Source organism: Nocardia sp. CA-120079 (assembly GCF_050955745.1).
In the GTDB taxonomy this organism is placed as follows: Bacteria; Actinomycetota; Actinomycetes; order Mycobacteriales; family Mycobacteriaceae; genus Nocardia.
In genome coordinates this window covers 3,723,900-3,745,441 of the sequence record NZ_CP192088.1, presented here as the reverse complement: position 1 = coordinate 3,745,441, position 21,542 = coordinate 3,723,900, and the positions used below count along the sequence as shown (strand labels likewise).

The 21,542-nt window shown below is 65.9% G+C and carries 25 protein-coding genes; 13 read left to right on the top strand and 12 right to left on the bottom strand.

Annotated features, from left to right (window positions below):
* The first annotated feature begins 8 nt into the window (after positions 1-8).
* Positions 9-671 (top strand): methionine ABC transporter permease, encoded by a 663-nt coding sequence (locus ACQPYR_RS17220; RefSeq protein WP_357472111.1) that lies wholly within the window; start codon positions 9-11, stop codon positions 669-671.
* A 70-nt stretch (positions 672-741) separates the two neighbouring features.
* Here ACQPYR_RS17220 and ACQPYR_RS17215 read toward each other — a convergent pair whose 3' ends face one another.
* From ACQPYR_RS17215 to ACQPYR_RS17175, 9 genes are all read right to left on the bottom strand, one after another.
* Positions 742-1,173 carry a DUF4189 domain-containing protein gene (locus tag ACQPYR_RS17215; protein WP_433633369.1) on the bottom strand — a complete coding sequence of 144 codons (432 nt, stop codon included), beginning with the start codon at positions 1,171-1,173 and terminating at the stop codon, positions 742-744.
* A 104-nt stretch (positions 1,174-1,277) separates the two neighbouring features.
* Complete coding sequence (locus ACQPYR_RS17210) at positions 1,278-1,730, bottom strand: DoxX family protein (protein ID WP_433633367.1); 453 nt, start codon at positions 1,728-1,730, stop codon at positions 1,278-1,280.
* 169 nt (positions 1,731-1,899) lie between these two features.
* Positions 1,900-2,271, bottom strand: a complete 372-nt coding sequence (locus ACQPYR_RS17205; RefSeq protein WP_433633365.1) for a metal-sulfur cluster assembly factor — start codon at positions 2,269-2,271, stop codon at positions 1,900-1,902.
* The gene (gene sufU / locus ACQPYR_RS17200) at positions 2,264-2,761 is read right to left on the bottom strand and encodes a Fe-S cluster assembly sulfur transfer protein SufU (protein ID WP_433633363.1); all 498 of its coding nucleotides are present in this window, start codon (positions 2,759-2,761) and stop codon (positions 2,264-2,266) included. The genes ACQPYR_RS17205 and sufU overlap by 8 nt, the downstream gene beginning before the upstream one ends.
* Before the next feature lie 3 nt (positions 2,762-2,764).
* Positions 2,765-4,018, bottom strand: a complete 1,254-nt coding sequence (locus tag ACQPYR_RS17195) for a cysteine desulfurase (RefSeq protein ID WP_433633361.1) — start codon at positions 4,016-4,018, stop codon at positions 2,765-2,767.
* Position 4,019: 1 nt separating this feature from the next.
* Complete coding sequence (sufC, locus tag ACQPYR_RS17190) at positions 4,020-4,796, bottom strand: Fe-S cluster assembly ATPase SufC (protein ID WP_433633359.1); 777 nt, start codon at positions 4,794-4,796, stop codon at positions 4,020-4,022.
* A 39-nt stretch (positions 4,797-4,835) separates the two neighbouring features.
* Positions 4,836-6,047, bottom strand: a complete 1,212-nt coding sequence (gene sufD, locus ACQPYR_RS17185; RefSeq protein ID WP_433633357.1) for a Fe-S cluster assembly protein SufD — start codon at positions 6,045-6,047, stop codon at positions 4,836-4,838.
* Positions 6,047-7,483, bottom strand: a complete 1,437-nt coding sequence (sufB, locus tag ACQPYR_RS17180; protein WP_433633355.1) for a Fe-S cluster assembly protein SufB — start codon at positions 7,481-7,483, stop codon at positions 6,047-6,049. Before sufB ends, sufD begins: the two co-directional genes overlap by 1 nt.
* The gene (locus ACQPYR_RS17175) at positions 7,480-8,295 is read right to left on the bottom strand and encodes a helix-turn-helix transcriptional regulator (protein WP_433633353.1); all 816 of its coding nucleotides are present in this window, start codon (positions 8,293-8,295) and stop codon (positions 7,480-7,482) included. The genes sufB and ACQPYR_RS17175 overlap by 4 nt, the downstream gene beginning before the upstream one ends.
* Before the next feature lie 350 nt (positions 8,296-8,645).
* Here ACQPYR_RS17175 and mptB point away from each other — a divergent pair, with 350 nt between their 5' ends.
* The 6 genes from mptB (at position 8,646) to ACQPYR_RS17145 (ending at position 14,473) form a co-directional block, all read left to right on the top strand.
* Positions 8,646-10,385 (top strand): polyprenol phosphomannose-dependent alpha 1,6 mannosyltransferase MptB, encoded by a 1,740-nt coding sequence (mptB, locus tag ACQPYR_RS17170; RefSeq protein ID WP_433635156.1) that lies wholly within the window; start codon positions 8,646-8,648, stop codon positions 10,383-10,385.
* Between the two features lie 125 nt (positions 10,386-10,510).
* Complete coding sequence (locus ACQPYR_RS17165; RefSeq protein WP_433633351.1) at positions 10,511-11,446, top strand: ABC transporter ATP-binding protein; 936 nt, start codon at positions 10,511-10,513, stop codon at positions 11,444-11,446.
* A complete protein-coding gene (locus ACQPYR_RS17160; protein WP_433633349.1) occupies positions 11,443-12,237 on the top strand; it encodes an ABC transporter permease in 795 nt (264 codons plus the stop codon). Before ACQPYR_RS17165 ends, ACQPYR_RS17160 begins: the two co-directional genes overlap by 4 nt.
* A gap of 64 nt (positions 12,238-12,301) precedes the next feature.
* Positions 12,302-13,276 (top strand): COX15/CtaA family protein, encoded by a 975-nt coding sequence (locus tag ACQPYR_RS17155; RefSeq protein WP_433633347.1) that lies wholly within the window; start codon positions 12,302-12,304, stop codon positions 13,274-13,276.
* 14 nt (positions 13,277-13,290) lie between these two features.
* Positions 13,291-13,551, top strand: a complete 261-nt coding sequence (locus tag ACQPYR_RS17150; RefSeq protein WP_433633345.1) for a hypothetical protein — start codon at positions 13,291-13,293, stop codon at positions 13,549-13,551.
* A 10-nt stretch (positions 13,552-13,561) separates the two neighbouring features.
* The gene (locus tag ACQPYR_RS17145; RefSeq protein ID WP_433633343.1) at positions 13,562-14,473 is read left to right on the top strand and encodes an NAD(P)-dependent oxidoreductase; all 912 of its coding nucleotides are present in this window, start codon (positions 13,562-13,564) and stop codon (positions 14,471-14,473) included.
* A gap of 22 nt (positions 14,474-14,495) precedes the next feature.
* Here ACQPYR_RS17145 and ACQPYR_RS17140 read toward each other — a convergent pair whose 3' ends face one another.
* The gene (locus tag ACQPYR_RS17140; RefSeq protein ID WP_433633341.1) at positions 14,496-15,332 is read right to left on the bottom strand and encodes a hypothetical protein; all 837 of its coding nucleotides are present in this window, start codon (positions 15,330-15,332) and stop codon (positions 14,496-14,498) included.
* Positions 15,333-15,517: 185 nt separating this feature from the next.
* Here ACQPYR_RS17140 and ACQPYR_RS17135 point away from each other — a divergent pair, with 185 nt between their 5' ends.
* The 3 genes from ACQPYR_RS17135 (at position 15,518) to ACQPYR_RS17125 (ending at position 17,326) form a co-directional block, all read left to right on the top strand.
* A complete protein-coding gene (locus ACQPYR_RS17135) occupies positions 15,518-16,210 on the top strand; it encodes a type 1 glutamine amidotransferase domain-containing protein (RefSeq protein WP_433633339.1) in 693 nt (230 codons plus the stop codon).
* A 119-nt stretch (positions 16,211-16,329) separates the two neighbouring features.
* Positions 16,330-16,632 carry a hypothetical protein gene (locus ACQPYR_RS17130; protein ID WP_433633337.1) on the top strand — a complete coding sequence of 101 codons (303 nt, stop codon included), beginning with the start codon at positions 16,330-16,332 and terminating at the stop codon, positions 16,630-16,632.
* Between the two features lie 16 nt (positions 16,633-16,648).
* Complete coding sequence (locus tag ACQPYR_RS17125; RefSeq protein WP_433633335.1) at positions 16,649-17,326, top strand: respiratory nitrate reductase subunit gamma; 678 nt, start codon at positions 16,649-16,651, stop codon at positions 17,324-17,326.
* Positions 17,327-17,331: 5 nt separating this feature from the next.
* On the opposite strand, the gene ACQPYR_RS17120 is transcribed toward ACQPYR_RS17125, so the two are convergent.
* Positions 17,332-17,679: a hypothetical protein gene (locus tag ACQPYR_RS17120; protein WP_387284456.1), complete on the bottom strand. Its 348-nt coding sequence runs from the start codon at positions 17,677-17,679 to the stop codon at positions 17,332-17,334.
* Between the two features lie 61 nt (positions 17,680-17,740).
* On the opposite strand from ACQPYR_RS17120, the gene ACQPYR_RS17115 reads away from it, so the two are divergent.
* Positions 17,741-18,706 (top strand): quinone oxidoreductase family protein, encoded by a 966-nt coding sequence (locus ACQPYR_RS17115; RefSeq protein ID WP_433633333.1) that lies wholly within the window; start codon positions 17,741-17,743, stop codon positions 18,704-18,706.
* A gap of 268 nt (positions 18,707-18,974) precedes the next feature.
* Here the strand turns inward: ACQPYR_RS17115 and ACQPYR_RS17110 are convergent, their stop codons facing one another.
* Complete coding sequence (locus ACQPYR_RS17110; protein ID WP_433633331.1) at positions 18,975-19,577, bottom strand: TetR/AcrR family transcriptional regulator; 603 nt, start codon at positions 19,575-19,577, stop codon at positions 18,975-18,977.
* 85 nt (positions 19,578-19,662) lie between these two features.
* Here ACQPYR_RS17110 and ACQPYR_RS17105 point away from each other — a divergent pair, with 85 nt between their 5' ends.
* Both ACQPYR_RS17105 and ACQPYR_RS17100 read left to right on the top strand, forming a co-directional pair.
* Complete coding sequence (locus ACQPYR_RS17105; RefSeq protein WP_433633329.1) at positions 19,663-20,079, top strand: hypothetical protein; 417 nt, start codon at positions 19,663-19,665, stop codon at positions 20,077-20,079.
* A 40-nt stretch (positions 20,080-20,119) separates the two neighbouring features.
* On the top strand, positions 20,120-21,541 hold the full coding sequence (locus ACQPYR_RS17100) for an FAD-dependent monooxygenase (protein WP_433633327.1): 1,422 nt from the start codon (positions 20,120-20,122) through the stop codon (positions 21,539-21,541).
* Position 21,542: the final 1 nt, after the last annotated feature.

The window sequence follows — 21,542 nt, the reverse complement described above, 5'->3', positions numbered from 1 at the left end:
GAGAACTCGTGCATACGGATTGGGACAAACTCCGGCCGGTACTGACCGAGGCCATCGGCACCACCATCTATCTGGTGCTGCTCACCTTCGTAGTCGGCGGGTTGATCGGGCTGTTCCTCGGTACTGCCCTCTACACCACCCGCAAGGGCGGGCTACTGGCGAATGCGCCGATCAATGTGCTGCTCAATGTGCTGGTGAATGTCGTCCGGCCGATTCCGTTCATCATTCTGCTCGCGGCACTGGGTCCGGTCACCCTCGAAGTAGTCGGGACAACCATCGGCACAGAGGCCGCCGCGTTCGTCATGATCGTGGCGGCATCCTTCGGTATCGCCCGCATCGTGGAACAGAATCTGGTCACGGTGGATCCAGGCGTCATCGAGGCGGCCAGGGCCGTCGGCGCCGGGCCGCTGCGGATCATTCTGACACTGCTGATCCCGGAAGCGTTGGGGCCCTTGGTACTCGGCTACACCTTCGTGGTGATCGCCATCGTCGATATGTCCGCCATGGCGGGCACGGTCGGCGGCGGCGGGCTCGGTGATTTCGCGCTGGTCTACGGGTATCAGCGCTTCGATTGGCAGGTCACCCTGGTCGCGACACTGATCATTATCGTCGGCGTGCAGGGGATTCAGTTCCTGGGCAATATCATTGCCCGAAAGGTGCTGCGCCGCTGATCCCTCGGCGCTGCCGCAACCAGGTGCGCTCTCGACGCCGATCGCGTCGAGAGCGCACTCGGTTTTCCGTTCAGCTCGCGTTGGCGGTGCACTGCGAATCGACGATGCGCGGTTCGCGCGGTGCCGAACTGCCGAAGTTCAGCAGCGGCGGCGGTGCGGTCGGCCCGGCATTGGCGATCGCCTGCTGCTCGGCCTCGGCCCGTGTCGGCGCCCAGGCCCAGCCCAGGTGATCATCGCCATTGCGGGCCACGGCGGCGCACGCATTGGCGAACTGCACGATGACATGGCAGCTGGACAGTCCGCACTGCTGCACCGCCGCGCGGTCCGAATCCGCCCAGTTCGAGTAGTTGTACGCCCATCCGAGGGTCGCGTCGCCGCGCGACGAGACCGAAATCGCCAATGAGCCGTAGAGGCCATCGTCCGCCTGTGCGGTGCCGGCGGCGACGAACGCACCCGCGGACGCGGCCACCAGACCCATGGCAGCCTTGGACGATAGTGACATGTGTTGCGCTCCCCAGTTCCGAAAATAGCTTCGGATCGAAATCCTGACCGCTCCGATCCGAATTGTCCAAACCTTTGTATCACCAGAGCTGGACAACCCGTCGGTCAGCGATCCCCCAGCGCCTCAGGTCCTCTTGCCGCTAACGCCGACGAGCCCCACGGCGGCACCACATCCCGCCAGTCCGCCGGCCAATTCGCCAGCGCCACAACCATCATGATCACCAGATGAATCGGCGCCGAGGTGCCCTGCCAGAACGGCGCGTCATCGATGAGATGTGTGGTGACCGCACCGGTCAGCACCAGTACCAGCATGGCCGCGCCCAAGAATCTGCTCTCGCGGCGCGCAAGCACGAGCAGCACAGCGGCGATCAACTCCAGTCCACCGACCACGAACCGCATGCTCGGATGAAATCCCCACTCCGCGAACTTCTCCGAATAGGCGGGTCCGAAAAACGTAGACCCGGGCCAGAACTTGGTTGCGAAGCCGACGAAGAACTCGAATCCGAGAAACCAGTAGAGCCCGGTACGTACCCGCTCCGACCGAAAGCGTTGCGACATGTTCCCTCTTCCGCAGGTCATCCACCGCGATGCGGCGGCGACGGACATCTGCCGCCACCGCTATGACCGCTCCCTGCCGTGAAATGTGACGACGGCGCGAAACGCGGCGACCCCGACCGGATGGTCGGGGTCGCTGCGAATGGGTTCGGCCGCGGCCGGATTCGTGGTGCTAGACGGTGAAGCCGAGGGCGCGGAGCTGTTCGCGGCCGTCTTCGGTGATTTTGTCGGGGCCCCACGGGGGCATCCAGACCCAGTTGATCTTGAGGTCTTCGACCAGGCCGGAGCGGACCAGTGCGTTGCGAGATTGATCCTCGATGACATCGGTCAGCGGGCAGGCCGCCGAGGTGAGGGTCATATCGAGGGTAGCGATATTGTCCTGGTCGACGCTCATGCCGTAGACCAGGCCGAGGTCGACGACATTGATGCCGAGTTCGGGGTCGACGACGTCGCGCATCGCCTCCTCGATGTCCTCGAGTTGCTTGATGTCCTCGGCCGAAAGTTCGGCCTGCTCGATCGTTTCGGTGACTGGTGTCTCACTCATGCCGTTTTCCATTCGTGGAGATGTCGCTGCCCATGGTCCGCTCGGCCTCTTCCGCGGAGGATATCCGGATCACCGCATCCTTGAACGCCAGCCAGCCGAGCAGTGCGCATTTGACCCGCGCCGGGTACTTGGACACTCCGCTCAGCGCGATACCGTCGCCGATCATGTCCTCGTCGCCCTCGACGGTGCCGCGGCTGGAGATCATCTCGCTGTACGAGTCGACGACCTTCAGCGCCTGCTGCACCGGCAGCCCGATCACCTGATCGGTCAGGATCGAGGTGGCCGCCTGGCTGATCGAACAGCCCTGACCGTCGTAGGACACATCGGCGACATCACCGTTGTCGTCGAGCTGGACGCGCAAGGTGACCTCGTCACCGCAGGTCGGGTTGACGTGGTGCACCTCGGCACCGAACGGCTCCCGCAGCCCGCGGTGATGCGGGTGCTTGTAGTGATCCAGGATCACTTCCTGGTACATCTGCTCCATGCGCATGTCTTATGCAACTCCGAAGAAGCTCTGGGCCTTCCGCACGGCGGCTACCAGCTGGTCTACCTCATCGAGGGTGTTGTAAACCGCGAAGGACGCACGGGCGGTGGCGGGCACGCCGAGACGACGCATCAGCGGCCAGGCGCAGTGGTGACCGACTCGCACGGCGACGCCCTCATCGTCGAGAATCTGCCCGACGTCATGGGCGTGGATGCCCTCGACCACGAACGACACCGCGCCGCCGCGATCGATGTTCTCGGTCGGTCCGATGATCCGCACGCCCGCGATCGCCGCGAGTCCCTCCAGCGCCGCGCCGGTGAGCGTGTGCTCATGCGCCGCAACGGCATCCATGCCGATCTGTTCGAGATACCGCACGGCCGCGCCCAATCCGACCACCTGCGAGGTCATCGGCACACCGGCCTCGAACCGCTGTGGCGGCGGCGCGTAGGTGCTGCCCTCCATGGTCACGGTCTCGATCATCGAGCCGCCGGTGATGAACGGCGGGGTCTCCTCGAGCAGCGCACGCCGCCCGTAGAGCACGCCCACGCCGGACGGGCCGAGCATCTTGTGCCCGGAGAATGCGGCGAAGTCGACACCCAGCTCACGGAAGTTCACCGCCACATGCGGCACCGACTGGCAGGCATCCAGCACGGTCAGCGCGCCGACTTCCTTTGCCCGGCGGACCAATTCGGCGACATCGCTGACCGCGCCGGTCACATTCGACTGATGCGTGAACGCGACAACCTTGGTGGCGGAAGACAATTCGAACGAATCGAGGTCGATCCGGCCGTCGTCGGTGATGCCGTACCACTTCAGGGTGGCACCGGTCCGGCGGGCGAGCTCCTGCCAGGGCACGAGATTTGCGTGATGCTCGAGCTCGGTGATCACGATCTCGTCGCCCGGACCGACGTGGTAGGGGAAGCGGTCATCGGAAAACGCGTACGTCACCAGATTCAGCGATTCGGTCGCATTCTTGGTGAACACGATCTCGTCCGCGTCCACGCCGACGAATCGGCCGATATCGGCCCGCGCGCCCTCGTAGGCGTCGGTGGCTTCCTCGGCCAACTGGTGCGCACCGCGGTGTACGGCCGAATTGCGCTCGGTGAGGAATTCACGTTCCGCGTCGAGCACGGCGAGGGGACGTTGCGAGGTCGCGCCGGAGTCCAGGTACACCAACGGCTTCCCGTCCCGAACCGTGCGGCTCAGGATCGGGAAGTCGGCCCGGATCCGGGCGACATCGAGGGTGCGGACCGTGGCGGTCATATCAGGCTCCAGCGGTAGCGGTCTGAGTGAAACGGACGTAGCCATTCGCGTCGAGTTCTTCGGCCAGCTCGGCGCCGCCCTCGGCGACGATGCGGCCGCCGACGAAGACGTGCACGAATTCGGGCTGGATGTAGCGCAGGATGCGGGTGTAGTGCGTGATCAGCAGGATGCCGCCGTTCTCGCGCTCCTTGTAGCGATTGACGCCCTCGGAGACGATGCGCAGCGCGTCGACGTCCAGGCCGGAGTCGGTCTCGTCCAGGATGGCGATCTTCGGCTTGAGCAGGCCCAGCTGCAGGATCTCGTGGCGCTTCTTCTCACCGCCGGAGAAACCCTCGTTCACGCTGCGCTCGGCGAAGGCGGCGTCGATTTCCAGCTCGCTCATCGACTCCTTCACCTCCTTGACCCAGGTGCGCAGCTTGGGCGCCTCGCCGCGGACCGCGGTGGCGGCGGTGCGCAGGAAGTTCGACATCGAGACACCGGGGACCTCGACCGGGTACTGCATGGCGAGGAACAGACCCGCGCGCGCCCGCTCGTCGACCGACATGGCGAGCACATCTTCGCCGTCGAGGGTGATCGAACCGGAGGTCACCGTGTACTTCGGGTGCCCCGCGATCGCGTACGACAGCGTCGACTTGCCGGAGCCGTTCGGGCCCATGATCGCGTGCGTCTCACCGGATTTGATGGTGAGGTTCACGCCCTTGAGGATCTTGATGGGCTCGCCGGACTCGTCCGGGTTGGCGACCTCGACGTGCAGGTCCTTGATTTCCAGAGTGGTCATCGAATTCGAGTTCCTTTGTGGGGAGTAGGTATCAGTCGATCAGACGCCGATCGCGGCGAGTTCGGCCTCGATGGCCGCCTCCAGCCGCTCCCGGATCTCGGGGACCGCGATCTTCTGGATGATTTCGTGGAAGAAGCCGCGTACCACCAGACGGCGGGCCGCATCCTCCGGAATACCGCGAGCGCGGAGGTAGAAAAGTTGCTCATCGTCGAAACGACCCGTCGCGGAGGCGTGTCCGGCGCCAACGATCTCGCCGGTCTCGATCTCCAGGTTCGGCACCGAATCGGCGCGCGCGCCGTCGGTGAGCACCAGGTTGCGGTTCACCTCGAAGGTGTCGGTGCCCTCGGCGGCGGCGCGGATCAGCACGTCACCGACCCACACGGTGCGGGCATCGCCCTTGGGCGAATGCGGATCACCTTGCAGCGCACCCTTGTACAGCACATTGGACTTGCAGTGCGGCACCGCGTGGTCGATGAGCAGGCGCTGTTCGAAGTGCTGACCGGCATCGGCGAAGTAGAGGCCGAGCAGTTCGGCGTCGCCGCCGGGGCCGTCGTAGCGAACGTTCGCGGTGAGGCGCACCAGATCGCCGCCCAGTGTCACCGCGATATGCCGCAGGGTCGCGTCGCGACCGAGCTTGGCGTGATGCGCGGTGGTGTTCACGGCGTCGTCGGCCCAGTCCTGGACCGCGACGACGGTCAGCTTCGCACTGTCACCGAGCACGAATTCGACATTCTCGGCGTAGGTTCCGCTGCCGCGCTGGTCGATGACCACGGTTGCCACGGCGAAATTGCCGAGGCGAATCTGCAGGTGCCCGTAGGCGGTCTTACTCTCGCCGGGACCGGTGACCGTCACGACCACCGGCTCGGCGACCTCGATCTCCGAGCCGACCGATACGACCGTCGCCGACTCGAAGCCCGAGTATGCCTGGGCGGCAACACGATCCGACGGCACACCGGCCGCGCCGAGACGAGAGTCGGTGCGCGCCACCGTCTCCACGTTCACACCGGCGACCAAGGAGACCTCGACCGTGGCCTTGCCGTCGCGGACCGCGGTGCCGTCGTGCAGACCGCGCAGTCGACGCAGCGGGGTGAACCGCCACGCCTCGTCCTTGCCCGAAGGCACTTCGAAGGCGTTCACTTCGTAGGAGGTGAAGACCTCCCCCTTGTTGGTCGCGGCCCCTGCGCCCGGGTTCTGAATCGGCTTGGCCGTGGGGTTCTCGCCCTCGACCGCTCCAATTACACCAGTCGCCATCAGCCAACGGCCCCTTCCATCTGCAGCTCGATGAGCCGGTTCAGTTCCAATGCGTACTCCATCGGGAGTTCCTTGGCGATCGGCTCGACGAAGCCGCGCACCACCATCGCCATCGCCTCGTCCTCGGTGAGGCCGCGGCTCATCAGGTAGAAAAGCTGGTCCTCGGACACCTTCGAGACCGTGGCCTCATGGCCCATGGTCACGTCGTCCTCGCGGATGTCGACGTAGGGGTAGGTGTCGGAGCGGCTGATCGTATCGACGAGCAGCGCATCACATTTCACGGTCGACTTGGAGCCGTGCGCGCCCTTGTTGACCTGGACCAGACCGCGGTAGGAGGCCCGGCCGCCGCCGCGCGCCACCGACTTGCTGATGATGGTCGAGGAGGTGTGCGGCGCCAGATGCAGCATCTTGGCACCGGTGTCCTGGTGCTGGCCGGCACCGGCGAACGCCACCGACAGCACTTCACCGCGCGCGTACTCGCCGGTCATCCACACGGCCGGGTACTTCATGGTGACCTTGGAGCCGATATTGCCGTCGACCCATTCCATCACCGCGCCCGCCTCGGCCTTGGCCCGCTTGGTGACCAGGTTGTAGACGTTGTTCGACCAGTTCTGGATGGTGGTGTAGCGGCAGCGGCCGCCCTTCTTCACGATGATCTCGACCACCGCGGAATGCAGCGAATCGGATTTGTAGATCGGCGCGGTGCAGCCCTCGACGTAGTGCACGTACGCACCCTCGTCGACGATGATCAGGGTCCGCTCGAACTGGCCCATATTCTCGGTGTTGATCCGGAAGTAGGCCTGCAGCGGAATGTCGACGTGCACGCCCGGCGGCACGTAGATGAACGAACCCCCCGACCACACGGCGGTATTCAGCGCGGAGAACTTGTTGTCACCGGCCGGGATGACCGAGCCGAAGTACTGCTCGAAGATCTCCGGGTGCTCACGCAGACCCGTATCGGTGTCGAGGAAGATGACGCCCTGCTTCTCGAGGTCCTCGCGGATCGAGTGGTAGACGACCTCCGACTCGTACTGCGCGGCGACACCGGCGACCAGGCGCTGCTTCTCCGCCTCCGGGATGCCGAGCTTGTCGTAGGTGTTCTTGATGTCCTCGGGCAGGTCTTCCCAGCTCTCGGCCTGCTTCTCGCTGGAGCGCACGAAGTACTTGATGTTGTCGAAGTCGATACCGTCGAGGTTGGAGCCCCAACTCGGCATCGGCTTGCGATCGAAGATGCGCAATGCCTTGAGCCGATGCTCGAGCATCCACTCGGTCTCGTTCTTCTTGGCCGAGATGTCGCGGACGACAGCCTCGGACAGGCCTCGTTGCGCACTGGCACCGGCCACATCCGAATCGGCCCAGCCGTAACCGTATTTGCCCAGGGAAGCAATGGTTTCTTCCTGAGTGAGCGGTTGCACCTGGTCGGTGGTCGTCGTCATTCGGCACTCCTTCCGGAGTCGTTCGTACGTACCGCTGCGGGCTGTGCAGCGGTTTTATGGGAAGCGTTATCGGTGATAGGGAGAACGAACAGCGGCACATGGGTCGTGCACGCGCAGTCGCCGTTGGCGATCGTCGCAAGTCGCTGCACGTGGGTTCCGAGCAGGTCCCGGAAAGCCTCGAGTTCGGCCTCGCACAACTGCGGGAATTCCTCGGCGACGTGGGCCACCGGGCAGTGGTGCTGGCAGATCTGCACGCCCGCCCCGACCTTGCGGGTGGACGCGGCGAATCCGGCGTCGGTGAAGGCCTCGGCGATCTCGTCGGCCTTGGCGGTGGTGGTCTCGGGGGTGTGTTCAGCGACCGGCTCGATGCCCTCGACGATGGCCCGCGCCCGCTTGCGCGCGAAATCGGCAATGGCCTGCTCGCCGCCGACCTCACCCAGCTGGCGAATGGCCGCACCGGCCAGATCGTCGTAGGCGTGGCCGAGCCGTCCCCGGCCGACGGCCGTCAGCTGATATTGCTTGGCGGGCCGGCCGCGACCCTTCTGCTGCCACGGCGCCGAGCGGCTGGCCCGCGCCTGACCGGATTCGATCAGCGCGTCCAAGTGCCGACGGACACCGGCCGGCGTCAGGCCGAGCTTGGTGCCGATCGCGGTCGCGGTGATCGGGCCCTCTTCGAGCAGCAGCTGGACCACGGCGGCGCGAGTATGTCCTTCACCGCCCGTCACCAGGGGCGCGGGCGCAACAACGGACCCGGCACCGGTACGGCGACCGGCCCCTCGATCCTCGTCGTGCGGCAAACCCACGGTTTTCACAACACCAGTGTGACGGAATTCGTTCCCGGAATCTAATAAGGGTGCCCTGAGTTGAACGCGCCGATGACCTGCACGGGAGCGCTTTTCCGGCGGCGTTCGGCTGCGACACGTTCGTTACCTGCGGGTCTCGTACGACGACCGGCCCGAGCATCCGACGAAATCATGAGTGCGATTTAGGCCACACGTCGGTGCCGAAAATCCGTCAGCGCACCGTGACCAGCTTCATCGACACCTGACAGTGGGCTCGGTTCGGACTTACGCGGCCGCGCCTGTGCCCGGCCCGAACCTGCCCGCGGTCGGTTCCGCGGGGCACCGGATCCGCCGGTGGTATCGGCTACGCTGGCCGCGTGATGTCAGGCGAACACGGCGAACCAGGTGTCGAACGCAGCCGGTCGACCACCCTGATTCGCCTGCGTCGGACCGCGCCCATCAGCACCGCCGTTGCGCTGGGGCGCCGGGTCATCGGTCTGGATGTCGCGCCCGACCACACCGTCGGCGACACCCTGCACATCAACGAACCCGAAGCCGCCGAACTCAACCCGCAGGAGACCGCACAGCTGCGCCGCGTCCGTCTGTTGGGCGCGACGGGTGCGGTGATGATGGCCATCGGCGCGCTCGGCCTCGGCGCCCAGCCCACGCTGCAGAATCCGACCTACGGCAAGGCGATTCTCGGGCTGCCCGCGCGGGTGCACAATTCGGGACTGGCGACGACCATGGTCGGTACGGTCATCGTCATGCTGGCGTGGCTGCTGCTCGGCCGATTCGCACTCGGCTTGCAGTCCAATCGCATCCGCCGCATCAGCCGATCACAACTCGACCGCACGCTGCTGCTGTGGATCATCCCGCTGTCGGTCGCACCGCCGATGTTCAGTCAAGATGTCTATTCCTATCTGGCGCAGGGTGAGATCGCGGCCAGCGGACTCGATCCCTACGACGTCGGCCCGGTACAGGGACTCGGCCAGGACCATATTCTGACGCGCAGCGTCCCCAATATCTGGCAGAATTCGCCCGCGCCATACGGGCCCCTCTCGATTTGGCTGGGCAAGGGCATCGCCGAAATCGTCGGCGACAATATGCTCGCCGGAGTGCTGCTGCACCGAATGCTGGCGTTGCTCGGCGTGGCCTGCATCGTTTGGGCGCTGCCGCGACTGGCCCAGCGCTGCCGGGTATCGCCGGTGGCCGCATTGTGGCTCGGCGCCGTGAACCCACTGGTGATATTCCACCTGGTATCCGGTGTGCACAACGAAGCCATGATGCTCGGCCTGATGCTGGTCGGGTTGGAATATTGTCTGGCGGCGCTGAGCAATATCGGACCGATGCGCGGACACGCACTCGTGCTGCTCTTATCGGGCACCACGCTGATCGCACTGTCCGCCATGGTCAAGATTCCATCGATGCTGGCACTGGCGTTCGTGTGGATGGCACTGAGCCGAAAATGGGGCGGCGATTGGCGTGCCGTGCTCAGATCCGCGCTATTCCTCGGTTGCGTCACCGGTACCGTCATGCTCGCGGTCTGCCTGGGCAGCGGTCTCGGTTTCGGCTGGATAGACACCCTGACCATGGCCAACTCGGTGCGCAGCTGGATGTCGCTGCCCACCGCGCTCGGGGTGGTCACCGGATTCGGCGGCGTTCTACTGGGATTGGGCGACCACACCACCGCGCTGTTGAGCATCACCCGACCGATCGCGGCGGTCGCGGCCTCGCTGATCGTGGTGCGGCTGATGGTGGCCACCTGGCGCGGGCGGCTGCATCCGGTCGGTGCGCTCGGCGTCGCCTTCGGCGCGGTCGTCCTGCTGTTCCCGGTGGTGCAGCCTTGGTATCTGCTCTGGGGCATCGTCCCGCTGGCGGCGTGGGCCAGCCGCCCCGCCTTCCGGGTCCCGGCCACGATCGCCTCGGCGGCGATCAGCGTCATGCTCATGCCCTCCGGCAGCGAAATCCAGCCTTTCGTCCTTATCTATGCGGCCTGCATCACCATCCTCACCTGCACGCTGATGATCCTGGCCACCCGCAAGTCGCTGCCGTGGCGCCTACACCAACTCGGCGCCGACACCGCGCCCACCGCGGCCGGTCCTTCCGGACCGCAGAGTTGACGAGGCAGGGGTGTCGTCCGGGTCACATCCGTCGACGGCTTACGGTGTGACACCGTGAGGGAGCGAAGCGAGCGAACAATGGGCACAGCACCCTTGGACGCGACGGAGCCGAGCACCGGGGCGCGATGGTGACCGCAGCCTCGGAACCCGCCGTCTGTATCGACGGCGTCGTCAAGCATTACGGCGAAACCACCGCCGTCGCCGGGATCAGCTTCGCGGTCGAACGGGCACAGGTGCTGGCCCTGCTCGGCCCGAACGGTGCGGGCAAGACCACCACGGTCGAAATGTGCGAGGGGTTCAAAACCCCGGATGCCGGTTCGGTCCGGGTGCTCGGACTCGATCCGATCACCGACTCCGACCGGTTGCGACCGCGCATCGGCGTCATGCTGCAGGGCGGTGGCGCGTACCCGGGCGCGCGCGCGGGCGAGATGCTCGATCTGGTCGCCGCCTACTCGGCTGACCCGCTCGATCCCGAGTGGTTGCTGAAAACCCTTGGGCTGCAGGACAACCGACGCACCCCGTATCGAAGGCTGTCCGGCGGCCAGCAGCAGCGACTCGCCCTGGCCTGCGCGCTGGTCGGGAAGCCGGAGATCGTCTTCCTCGACGAACCGACCGCGGGCCTGGACGCGCAGGCCCGACTCATCGTGTGGGAGCTGATCGACGCGCTGCGCCGTGACGGGGTCACGGTGCTGCTCACCACCCACATGATGGACGAGGCCGAGCAACTGGCCGACCAACTGGTGATCATCGATCACGGACGGATCGTCGCCTCCGGAACACCCGCCGAGGTCACCGCACACGGTGCGGCCGGGCAGCTGCGTTTCTCCGCCCCGCCGAAACTCGATCTGCGCCTGTTGAAAACCGCTCTACCGGAAGGCTTCTCGCCGCGCGAGACAACGCCGGGACAGTATCTGCTCGAGGGTGAGATCGATCCGCAGGTGCTGGCGACGCTGACCGCCTGGTGTGCCCAGCAGAATGTGCTGGCCACCGATATCCGGATCGATCAGCGTCGCCTCGAGGACGTCTTCCTGGAACTCACCGGACGGGACCTACGCGGATGAATCAGCCAGATCTCACCGGGAACCGCTTCGCGCCGGGCACTTTCACCCCCGATCCGCGCCCGAGCGGCCGCCTCGCCATGATGACCGCGCAGACCCGGCTCGAGCTGATCCTGTTGCTGCGCAACGGCGAACAGCTGCTGCTCACCATGTTCATTCCGATCACGCTGCTGGTCGGGCTCAGTCTGTTGCCGTTCGGGGACCTCGGCGAGGACCGGGTCGACAAGATCGTGCCCGCGGTCATGATGGTCGCGGTCATGTCGACCGCCTTCACCGGACAGGCCATCGCGGTCGGATTCGACCGGCGCTACGGTGCGCTGAAACGCCTCGGCGCGACCCCGCTCCCCCGCTGGGGCATTGTGGCGGGCAAGAGCGCCGCGGTCCTGATCGTGGTGGTGATGCAGGCAATTCTGTTGGGGGCCATCGGATTCGCGCTCGGCTGGCGACCGGAACTCGCCGGGGTCGCGCTCGGCGCACTGGTGATCGCGCTCGGGACAGCCACTTTCGCGGCAATGGGTCTGCTGCTCGGCGGCACCCTCAAGGCGGAGATCGTGCTGGCGCTGGCGAATATCCTGTGGTTCGTCATGCTCGGTATCTCGAGCATCGTGTTCGCATCCGACGATCTGCCCGCGGCGGTGAATGTGCTCGTGCGGTTGGTGCCGTCCGGGGCGCTGGCCGTCACGCTGGAAGACGCCATGCGCACCAGCATCGACTGGTTCGGCATCGCCGTGCTCGCCGCTTGGGGCGGCGTCGCCGCCTTCCTCGCCACCCGCTTCTTCCGCTTCGATCAATAGGGCCAACGACGGAATGTAGTAGACCGGGTGTGGGTGGCCGAAGTGGCCCGGCTACCATCGTTGGGTGCTGTATCGCGCATTCCTGCGACTCGTCGATCTGCTCCCGCTGCCCTCGTTGCGGGTGCAGCGACTGATCGCCATCGCGGTCATCGTCTCCCAGGCGGGTATCGCCGTCACCGGTGCGATCGTGCGGGTCACGGCGTCCGGACTCGGGTGCCCGACCTGGCCGCAGTGCTTCCCGGGCAGCTTCACCCCCACCGGGGTGGCCGAGGTTCCGGTGCTGCATCAGACCGTCGAATTCAGCAACCGCATGCTGACCTTCGCGGTGACACTGTGCGCGGCGCTCATCGTGCTCGCCGTCACCCGGGCCCGTCGCCGTCGCGAGGTGCTGGTGTACGCATGGTTGATGCCGGGCGGCACGGTGCTGCAGGCGATCATCGGCGGCATCACCGTGCGCACCGGTCTGCTGTGGTGGACGGTGTCGGTGCATCTGCTGGCATCGATGCTGATGGTGTGGGTCGCGGTGGTCATGTTCGCGAAGGTCAGCGAACCCGACGACGGCATCGAAGTGATCCAGGCGCCCGCGCCACTGCGCTGGCTCACCGGACTGAGCGGGGTCGCGCTCGCCGGGGTCCTCGTCGCGGGCACGCTGGTCACCGGCGCCGGACCGCATGCGGGCGATAAGAGCATCGAGCGACCGGTCGAACGCCTGCAGGTCGAGATCGTCACCCTGGTGCATCTGCACTCGCAGCTGCTCGTCGGCTATCTCGCACTGCTCATCGGCTTGGCCTTCGGCCTGTTCGCCGTCGGCATCGCCCCCGCCGTCCGCACCCGACTGTTCGTCCTGCTCGGCCTGGTCTGCGCCCAGTCTCTCGTCGGCGTCGTCCAGTACTTCACCGACGTGCCCGCCGCCCTGGTCGCCACCCACGTCGGCGGCGCCGCAGCCTGCACCGCCGCCACCGCCGCCCTCTGGGCCTGCCTGCACACCCGCGAACGCGTCACGGCGTCGGTCTCCAACTCCGCGGAACAGTTGGCATAGCGCACACTGTTCCGATGTGCCCATCCGCGTCGAGTACCGAAGCGCCACAACCTTTCCCGGATATCGAGCCGTATGAGGTCGGACTCCTCGACGTCGGCGACGGAAACCAGGTCTATTGGGAGACCAGCGGTAACTCGCACGGTAAGCCCGCGCTCGTGGTGCACGGCGGACCGGGCAGCGGCGGCCGCCGCGGATCGGCAAAGTTATTCGATCCCAACGTATATCCAGGTGAATGGTCCGATGATCGGATGCAATTCGGCGGCGGGCGCGGCTAACCTGGCAGGCATGCCGGTCACTGTCCTCGTGCCAGATGATTTTGGAGTCGGGGTATTGGCCCGGCTCGATGGGATTCGCCCGGTGCGGTATTCGCCCGGCGAACCGCTGCCCGCGGGAGCGGAGTTGGCGGAGGTGCTGGTTCCAGCGTTTCTGGCTCGGCCCGATTCGATCGATATGTCCGGGTTGCCGAAGTTGCGGTTGGTGCAGATGCTGACGGCCGGGGCCGAACGGTGGATCGGTCGGCTGCCGGATGGGGTGCTGCTGTCGAATGCGCGGGGTGCACATGGCGGCAGTTCCGCGGAGTGGGTGGTCGCGGCGCTGCTGACGATTTATCGCGAGCTGACGGAGTTCGCAGATTTGCGGCGCGAGCAGCGCTGGTATCAGCATCGGACGGATACGTTGGCGGGCAAGCGGATCCTCGGCATCGGCGCGGGTGATCTCGGTATCCAATTGCGCCGCAGGGTCGAGGCTTTCGACGCGACGTTGGCGCTGGTCGGCACGACCGCCCGCGACGGTGTACACGGTGTCGACGAATTGCCCCGGCTGCTGAACGAATTCGATGCCATCGTGCTGATGGTTCCGGTGACCGATCAGACCATCGGCATGGTCGATGCCGAATTCTTGGCGAAGATGGCCGACGGGGCGGTACTGGTGAATGTCGCGCGCGGACCCATCGTGCGGACCGGAGCGCTACTGGCCGAACTGGTTTCGGGGCGATTGCGCGCAGCCCTGGATGTCACCGACCCGGAGCCCCTTCCGCCCGAGCATCCGCTCTGGACAGCGCCCGGCCTGTTGCTGACACCTCATGTCGCGGGAAGTAGTCGAGGCAGCCTCGAACGCGCCTACGCCGTTGTCGCCGCGGAGATCGCCCGATTCGCGGCTGGTGAGCTACCGAAAAACCTTGTGCGCGGGGATTATTGAGTCGCTCACGGATGAACGGCGGCTACCCGGACCGCGGCCGGGTGACACGCGCGAGTGTTCGGATCAAAGCATCCGATGCCAGTTGCCCGCGTTCGATGCGCAACCCCGCATAGCACGGATCGCCGTTCTCGACGAGCCCGACGATCGTCGGCTCATCCAACTGCTCCGCGGCGAACGCATATATCTGCTCCAACTTGGGCACGATCAGACCGTAATCGAGCGCCCGCGCCACGCGTCCCTCGAGCGCGAGCACCGCATCGACGGACATATTCGCCAGCGGATACACCTCGGGAAAAACATTCCGCAGGTCGAGGAACAGGCGAACCGAGCTGCGGCGCGGATCGGCCGACCAGCTGCCGAGAGCCCCGAACCGGCCCAGCGCCAGCGTCGGCCGCGCCACCAGGACGTGGGTGAACAGCACCCGCATGAGCGTCACATTGATCATCAACCGCTCGGCGGGCAATTCGGCCGCGGCCAACTCCTGATGTTCCAGATAACCGGCGACGATGCTGCGATTGTGCGCCCGGTACCACGCCGCGGGCGAAGGCGCGATGAGGAATTCGAGCCACAGCCGGGCACCGGGTGTCGACGCGTCGCGGGCATCGGCGTGATGCAGCAGCGCGGCCTCCAGTTTGTCGTGCAGTAAGCGGTCGTTGATGGCCCGCCACCACGGGCTGCCGGTATCGGCGTGCAGCACACCGCGAGCGAGTTCCCATTGCAGAAAAGCGATTTCGGCCCGACGGTAGGCGCGCAGTTGCGGCGGATAGAAGCTCTCGGCGAGCGCGACGCGGTGCTGCGCGTCGGCATGCGCGGTGCCGACCCGCCGAGCCGCCAGCTCGCTCGCCTTATCCGCGTTCATCGTCCCCTACTTTACGATCCGGACGCCGCCCGCACCCGGAACCAGAGACCCATCAATATTACGATGTCTCTTATTGGCGATCCTATTGGTGCTTCGATGAACGGGTGCCTAACGTCGACATCGCGACGAACTGACACGCCGCACGCGCCAGCGCGTCAATTTAATCCCCGATCAGGAGGCACACGATGTCGAAGGTTCTTTTCGTCATGACCGGCGTCGACTACTGGACGCTCGCCGACGGCACGAAACATCCGACCGGGTACTGGGCCGAAGAGGTCGTGGCTCCGTACAAGGCCATCAAGGCGGCGGGTCACGAGATCGTGGTCGCCACTCCCGGCGGCGTCGAACCGACGGTCGACCAGGGCAGTCTCGCACCCGAGGTCAACGGCGGCGCGGACGGTGCCGCGGAGATCGCCGAGACCCTGGCCGATGCGGCAGAACTGCGCAGCCCGATCCGGCTCGAGGATGTCGACCTGGCCGACTACGACGCCGTCTACTACCCGGGCGGACACGGCCCGATGGAAGACCTGTCGGTGAATGTCGACTCCGGTGCCCTGCTCACCGCCGCGCTGGCCTCGGGCAAACCACTCGGCGTCGTCTGCCACGCGCCCGCCGCGCTGCTCGCGACCGCTATCGGTGGCGATTCCCCGTTCGTCGGCTACCAGGTCACCGGATTCACCAATGCCGAAGAGGCACAAGCCGGATTCGCCGATAAGGCCAAGTGGCTGCTGCAGGATCGGCTCGTGGAGCTCGGCGTCGATTTCCGCGAGGGCGAGCCGTGGGCACCGCATATCGAGATCGATCGCAATCTCTACACCGGCCAGAATCCCGCATCGTCGGCACCGCTGGCCGCAGAGATCGTCAAAGCGCTGGGCTGAGGCGAGACAGGGCGTGCAGCCAGCGGGCATAAGGGAAACGTAAAGATCGCTTGCGCCAACGGCTCTCGGTGGCCGCGAGGTCTAGCGTGCAGTGGTCGAACCGCGGCAGGGAGGTGTCGGTGGCGACAGACGTGATCGGCAAGATCGCCCGCGTCACCGCGACGATCAAGCCGGACCATCTCGGCGAAGTTCTGATCGATCACCGGACGCGGCAGTCTGGTGGCGCCCGTCGGTTCCTGGATCGCCCGGCCGAGGAGCTGGAAACCAAGGTGCAGAATGTCTTCGTCGGCCATCGACCGCGAGTCGGCGGCGATCCGCGAACGATTCGCCGCCGACGCCCGAAGTACCCTTCGGTAAGGGCCGTTGGTCCCTTGTTCGACATTCGGTGTCTCTGCGACGGTGGTACGTCCGATCATCGGTAAGCGGAAGCGAACTCGCGTGACATCGCTGTTGTGGATCGCGCTGCCCTATGGCGCGTTCGTGTCTTTCGTGCTCGGTCATGTGTGGCGCTACCGGCGCGACGGTTTCCGCAGCTATACCCGTTATCCGGAGATGGACCGCAGCCAGCGGTTCGGATCGACGGCATTTCGGTCCGGGGTGTGCCTCATAGTCCTCACCCGACTGATCAATGTGATCACCACCCAACCGCACGCCCGCCCCTCCGGTGCGCTGCACGTGGTCACCACGATCGTGCAGATCGGCGGCGTCGCCGCTGCCACCATCGGGGCGGTATTGCTGTTCCTACCGGATCTGATAGTGGGTCCCTCGCGTCCGGTGACCACCCCGCTGGACCGCATAACCTTCCCGGCCCTGACGGCCGCGCTGCTGTCCGGGGTGATCATCGAATACGATCCGACCACGGTGGCGCGCGAATATCGAACCGGCGAAACGCTTTTCGCGTGGTTCCGCTCGCTGGTCACCATCGATCCGAATCCAGAGGCCATGCAGCATGCACCTCTCATCTACCAGGCGCGGGGTCTGATCCTGCTGCTGGTCCTCGGTATCTGGCCATTCACCCGGCTCGCGGGTATCTTCGCGGGCCCGGTCGCGCGGCGGATCCTGCGCGCCGTCCCACGCGAGACTCGCGGATTGAACGGCGCGACCACGGGAGGCTGAACGGCTCAGTTCTCGTTGCGCGCCTTGGGAAAACGGGTCTGCCGGGCGACCCAACCGGCCATCTTGGCCCAGTGTCCCTTGCGCGGGGTGACCACCGAGATCAGCTCGCGATCCCATTCATCGGCTTCGGTCAGGCCATTGATGGTCTCGACCAATTCCTTGGCGGTCGCCAGGTCGTCGACCACGCGGTCACCGAGGACACCGTCGGAGCCGATCAGGGTGACGCGCACGCCCGCGCGGCCGATCGGCTGCAGTACAGCGGTGGCGGAGCCGCCGTGCTCGGCGACGAATCCCTTGACCGAATCCACCAGGGAACCCGACAGCTGGACTGGGGCGGCGGCTTCAACACTCATGGCGGTCAGTTTACTGACCGGTATGTTCGGGTCCAGCCCCTGTGGGTGTAGAACGGATCTCATGCGCGCTATTCAGGTTTCCGAGCACGGCGGTCCCGAAGTCCTGAACTACGTCGAGGTGCCGGATCCGCAGATCGGTCCGGATCAGCTGCTCGTCGACACCGAGGCGATCGGCATCAACTTCATCGATACCTATATCCGCACCGGCCGCTACCCGCAGGCGGTGCCCTATATTCCGGGCGCCGAGGGCACCGGCGTGGTGGCCGGGATCGGCACGAATGTGACGGAATTCGCAGTCGGCGACCGGGTCGCCTGGGCAGCCGCACCCGGCAGCTATGCCCAGCGGGTCGCGGTACCTGCGGCGGTCGCGGTCAAGGTGCCCGACGGTGTCGACGCACCGGTCGCCGCCTCGGCGCTGCTGCAGGGTATGACCGCGCACTACCTGATCGAATCGATCTACAAGCCCGAACCGGGCGAAACCGTACTCGTGCACGCGGGCGCGGGCGGCGTCGGTCTCATGCTCACCCAGCTCGCCGCCGCGCGCGGGGTGCGGGTGATCACCACCGTCTCCTCGGACGCGAAGGAAAAACTGTCCCGCGAGGCGGGCGCGAGCGAGGTGCTGCGCTACAGCGATGATCTCGCAGATCAGGTTCGTGCACGCACCGAGGGCGTCGGCGTCGCGGCCGTATACGACGGGGTCGGCGCGGCCACCTTCGAGGCCAGCCTCGCGTCTTTGCGGGTGCGCGGCATGCTGGCACTTTTCGGCGCGGCCAGCGGCCCGGTACCGCCTTTCGACCTGCAGCGTCTCAACCCGGCAGGATCGCTGTTCGTCACCCGCCCCACGCTGGTGCACTACACCCGCGACCGGGCCGAATTACTCTGGCGCGCAACCGATATCCTCACCGCGATCGCCGACGGAACGCTGCATGTGCGGATCGGCGCTACATATCCGCTGGCCGAGGCCGAGCAGGCGCACCGCGATCTCGAGGGCCGCAAGACCACCGGGTCGATCGTCCTGCTGCCGTAACCCTATGCCGACGGCCGCGCCCCAGCGCGGCCGTTGGCACCTGGAATCCATTGCCCAGCAGCCTAATTCGCACCTCAGACGGTACCGATAAGGTTCTGCCCAGCAACTCGATTCACACCCGCAGCCCCAACCTGATCGATTCCGCCACACGGCAACCAGATTCGCAATACCGGCCGCCGCCCGATCGGTTCCGACGCCCGTCAGCTCGATTCACACTCTCGGGTGCTGCCGAGCCGGTTTCCGCTGCCCGGCAACCAGATCCGTCGGATCAGTAGTCCTGCCCCGTCAGACCACGATAAACAAACCGCGTCAAACCCTCGATCGCCTGTTCATCCGTCAGCGTGAGGGAACCGTCCTCGACCGCGGCCAACATCCCCTGGGTGACCTGGAACATCATCGCCAGACTGGCATCGACGCTGCTCGGCAGCCGTAATCCCTTGTCGGCCAGGCCATCCAGGTGATCGGCGATATCCGCGCGCTGTTCTACCCCGAACTGTCCGAGCACCCGGGCGAAATCCTCGCTGACGATCGCCGCCTGAGTAATCGCGCGCATCACCGCCCCATGTTCCCGCGAGAAGGACCAGTACCCGGCGATGTGATACCGCACCGCCTCCGGATCACTGAAATCGGATTTGTGTTCGGGCTGCTCCGCGCGCTCGTCGCCCGCGCTCGCCAGATCGTTCAGCAGCGCCTGGAGTAGCTCCTCCTTGCTCGCGAAGTGGTTGTAGAACGACCCGGCCGCACGCCCAGCGGCCGCAGTGATGTCGGTGATCTTGGTGCTCAAGTAGCCGCGTTCGGCGAACACCCGCCGCGCCGCATCCTTCAGTGCCTGTTCGGTCTCTGCGGACTTCTCCCGGCGACTCGGCGTCACTCGCACCACCTCCTTGACACGAAAACCTATCAACCTCCATACTGAATTCAGATTCAGTGAATTTCAATTCAGTTTGGTGAGGATCATGAAAGCAGCAGTCCTGCGCCGCGCCGGCGAGATTCCCGACTTCGACGAGCCGGAGGCGACCGAAGGCCGAGAGCTGGTCGAGCTGGTGGCGGCGGGATACGGCGCGACCACGGTCACGCTGCAGGACGACAAAGACGCCACCGCGTCGGCACTGGCCGAGGCGATCGGCGCCACGGCCGGGGCCGAGGCGGCCGTTCCGGCGGCGCTGTTGCGCAGCCGTCGCATCACGATCTCGGGTAGTGGGGCCGGATCCGCGTCGGTGCAGTCGATCCTGGCCGCGATCCCCGAGTACATGCAGTTGATCGCCGACGGCCGGTTGGACACCGCGGTGCAGGAGTTCCCGCTCTCGAAGATCGAAGAGGCGTGGGCCGCCGCGCAATTCGGCGCCACCCGGGTAGTCGTCGTCCCGGATTGATCCATCGACGGTAACCAACACAATTCAGTACGGAGATATCGTGCACGACCACACGCAAGTACTCATCGCGGGCGCCGGACCCACCGGCCTCACCCTCGCCATCGACTTGGCCCGCCGCAATATTCCCGTGCGCATCATCGACCGGGCCACCGAATTCTTCGCCGGGTCGCGCGGCGACGGTATCCAGCCACGCACACTCGAGGTTTTCGACGACCTCGGCGTGCTCGATGCGGTCCGCCGGGCCGGATCACCGTCGCCGGTGATCCGCGCGTACTTCGGCGGTGAATTCGCGGGCGAACATCGGATGGCCGAACCGGTCGAGCCGACGCCCTCGGTCCCCTACCCCAACCTCTGGGTACTCGGCCAGTCGCGGACCGAGGCGATACTGCGTGACCGGCTCGCGGAGTTCGGCGTGCGGGTCGAACTCGCCACGGCGCTGGTCGGTTTCGAGCAGGACGAGACGGGTGTCAGCGTCGAATTGGCGCACGACGGTGTCGTCGAGACGTTGCGTGTCGCCTATCTGGTCGGTGCGGACGGCGGGAAAAGCACCGTACGTAAGACGCTCGGCATTCCGTTCGAAGGCACCACCGACGATTCGATCCGGATGCTGCTGGGCGATGTCGGCGCCGATGCACTCGATCACGACTACGGCTACTGGTTCGCCGCGGCCGGTCGGCCGATGGAGGGAATCATGTTGTCCCCGTTGCCCGGTGGCAGCCAGTTCCAGTTCGGTGCGCCATTGGACACCGATACCGAGCCCACCATCGAGATGCTACAGGAATTCCTCGACCGCTATGCCGGAAATCTGGGTATCGTCCTGACCGATCTCACCTGGGCAACGGTGTGGCGGCCGAATATCCGTCTGGCGCAACGATTCCGGGAGGGGCGGGTATTCCTCGCGGGCGACGCCGCACATGTGCATCCGCCCACCGGCGGACAGGGCATGAACACCGGTATCCAAGATGCCTACAATCTAGGCTGGAAGCTCGCCACCGCCGTCGCAGGCGACGAATCACTGCTGGACAGTTACGAATCCGAACGCCGCACAGTAGCCGCGCGGGTGCTCGGGATCAGTACCGAACTGCTGGACAAGCTGGTCGACGGCGCCGAGGACGCCATGCAGCGTGGCGAGGAGACGCGTCAATTGGATATCAGCTACCGAGATCCCGCCCAGCACGGCGTGCTGGTCGCCGGTGATCGCGCACCCGACGCACCGGTCAAAGATGCCGAGGGGCGGCCGATTCGACTGTTCGACCTGTTCCGCGGACCGCATGCGACGCTGCTGTCGTTCGGCGAAACCGACATACCGCCCGACCCCGGTGTCGAGGTGTACATGGTGATCCGTCCCGGCGACAAGGCGACCGGACAGTACGTCGTGGATGTCGACGGTCACGCCTTCACCGCCTATGACGCGGTCGACGGCACCACCGTACGAGTCCGGCCCGACGGATATATCGGCTGAT

Bases quoted from the DNA above. Each gene is read 5' to 3' on its own strand.
- ACQPYR_RS17205 (WP_433633365.1), bottom strand. From the start codon at position 2,271: ATGAGTGAGACACCAGTCACCGAAACGATCGAGCAGGCCGAACTTTCG.
- sufD (WP_433633357.1), bottom strand. From the start codon at position 6,047: ATGGCGACTGGTGTAATTGGAGCGGTCGAGGGCGAGAACCCCACGGCC.
- ACQPYR_RS17140 (WP_433633341.1), bottom strand. From the start codon at position 15,332: ATGAACGCGGATAAGGCGAGCGAGCTGGCGGCTCGGCGGGTCGGCACC.
- sufB (WP_433633355.1), bottom strand. From the start codon at position 7,483: ATGACGACGACCACCGACCAGGTGCAACCGCTCACTCAGGAAGAAACC.
- ACQPYR_RS17115 (WP_433633333.1), top strand. From the start codon at position 17,741: ATGCGCGCTATTCAGGTTTCCGAGCACGGCGGTCCCGAAGTCCTGAAC.
- ACQPYR_RS17215 (WP_433633369.1), bottom strand. From the start codon at position 1,173: ATGTCACTATCGTCCAAGGCTGCCATGGGTCTGGTGGCCGCGTCCGCG.
- ACQPYR_RS17150 (WP_433633345.1), top strand. From the start codon at position 13,291: ATGTGCCCATCCGCGTCGAGTACCGAAGCGCCACAACCTTTCCCGGAT.
- ACQPYR_RS17105 (WP_433633329.1), top strand. From the start codon at position 19,663: ATGAAAGCAGCAGTCCTGCGCCGCGCCGGCGAGATTCCCGACTTCGAC.
- ACQPYR_RS17195 (WP_433633361.1), bottom strand. From the start codon at position 4,018: ATGACCGCCACGGTCCGCACCCTCGATGTCGCCCGGATCCGGGCCGAC.
- sufU (WP_433633363.1), bottom strand. From the start codon at position 2,761: ATGCGCATGGAGCAGATGTACCAGGAAGTGATCCTGGATCACTACAAG.
- ACQPYR_RS17210 (WP_433633367.1), bottom strand. From the start codon at position 1,730: ATGTCGCAACGCTTTCGGTCGGAGCGGGTACGTACCGGGCTCTACTGG.
- sufC (WP_433633359.1), bottom strand. From the start codon at position 4,796: ATGACCACTCTGGAAATCAAGGACCTGCACGTCGAGGTCGCCAACCCG.
- mptB (WP_433635156.1), top strand. From the start codon at position 8,646: ATGTCAGGCGAACACGGCGAACCAGGTGTCGAACGCAGCCGGTCGACC.
- ACQPYR_RS17135 (WP_433633339.1), top strand. From the start codon at position 15,518: ATGTCGAAGGTTCTTTTCGTCATGACCGGCGTCGACTACTGGACGCTC.
- ACQPYR_RS17160 (WP_433633349.1), top strand. From the start codon at position 11,443: ATGAATCAGCCAGATCTCACCGGGAACCGCTTCGCGCCGGGCACTTTC.
- ACQPYR_RS17165 (WP_433633351.1), top strand. From the start codon at position 10,511: ATGGTGACCGCAGCCTCGGAACCCGCCGTCTGTATCGACGGCGTCGTC.
- ACQPYR_RS17145 (WP_433633343.1), top strand. From the start codon at position 13,562: ATGCCGGTCACTGTCCTCGTGCCAGATGATTTTGGAGTCGGGGTATTG.
- ACQPYR_RS17120 (WP_387284456.1), bottom strand. From the start codon at position 17,679: ATGAGTGTTGAAGCCGCCGCCCCAGTCCAGCTGTCGGGTTCCCTGGTG.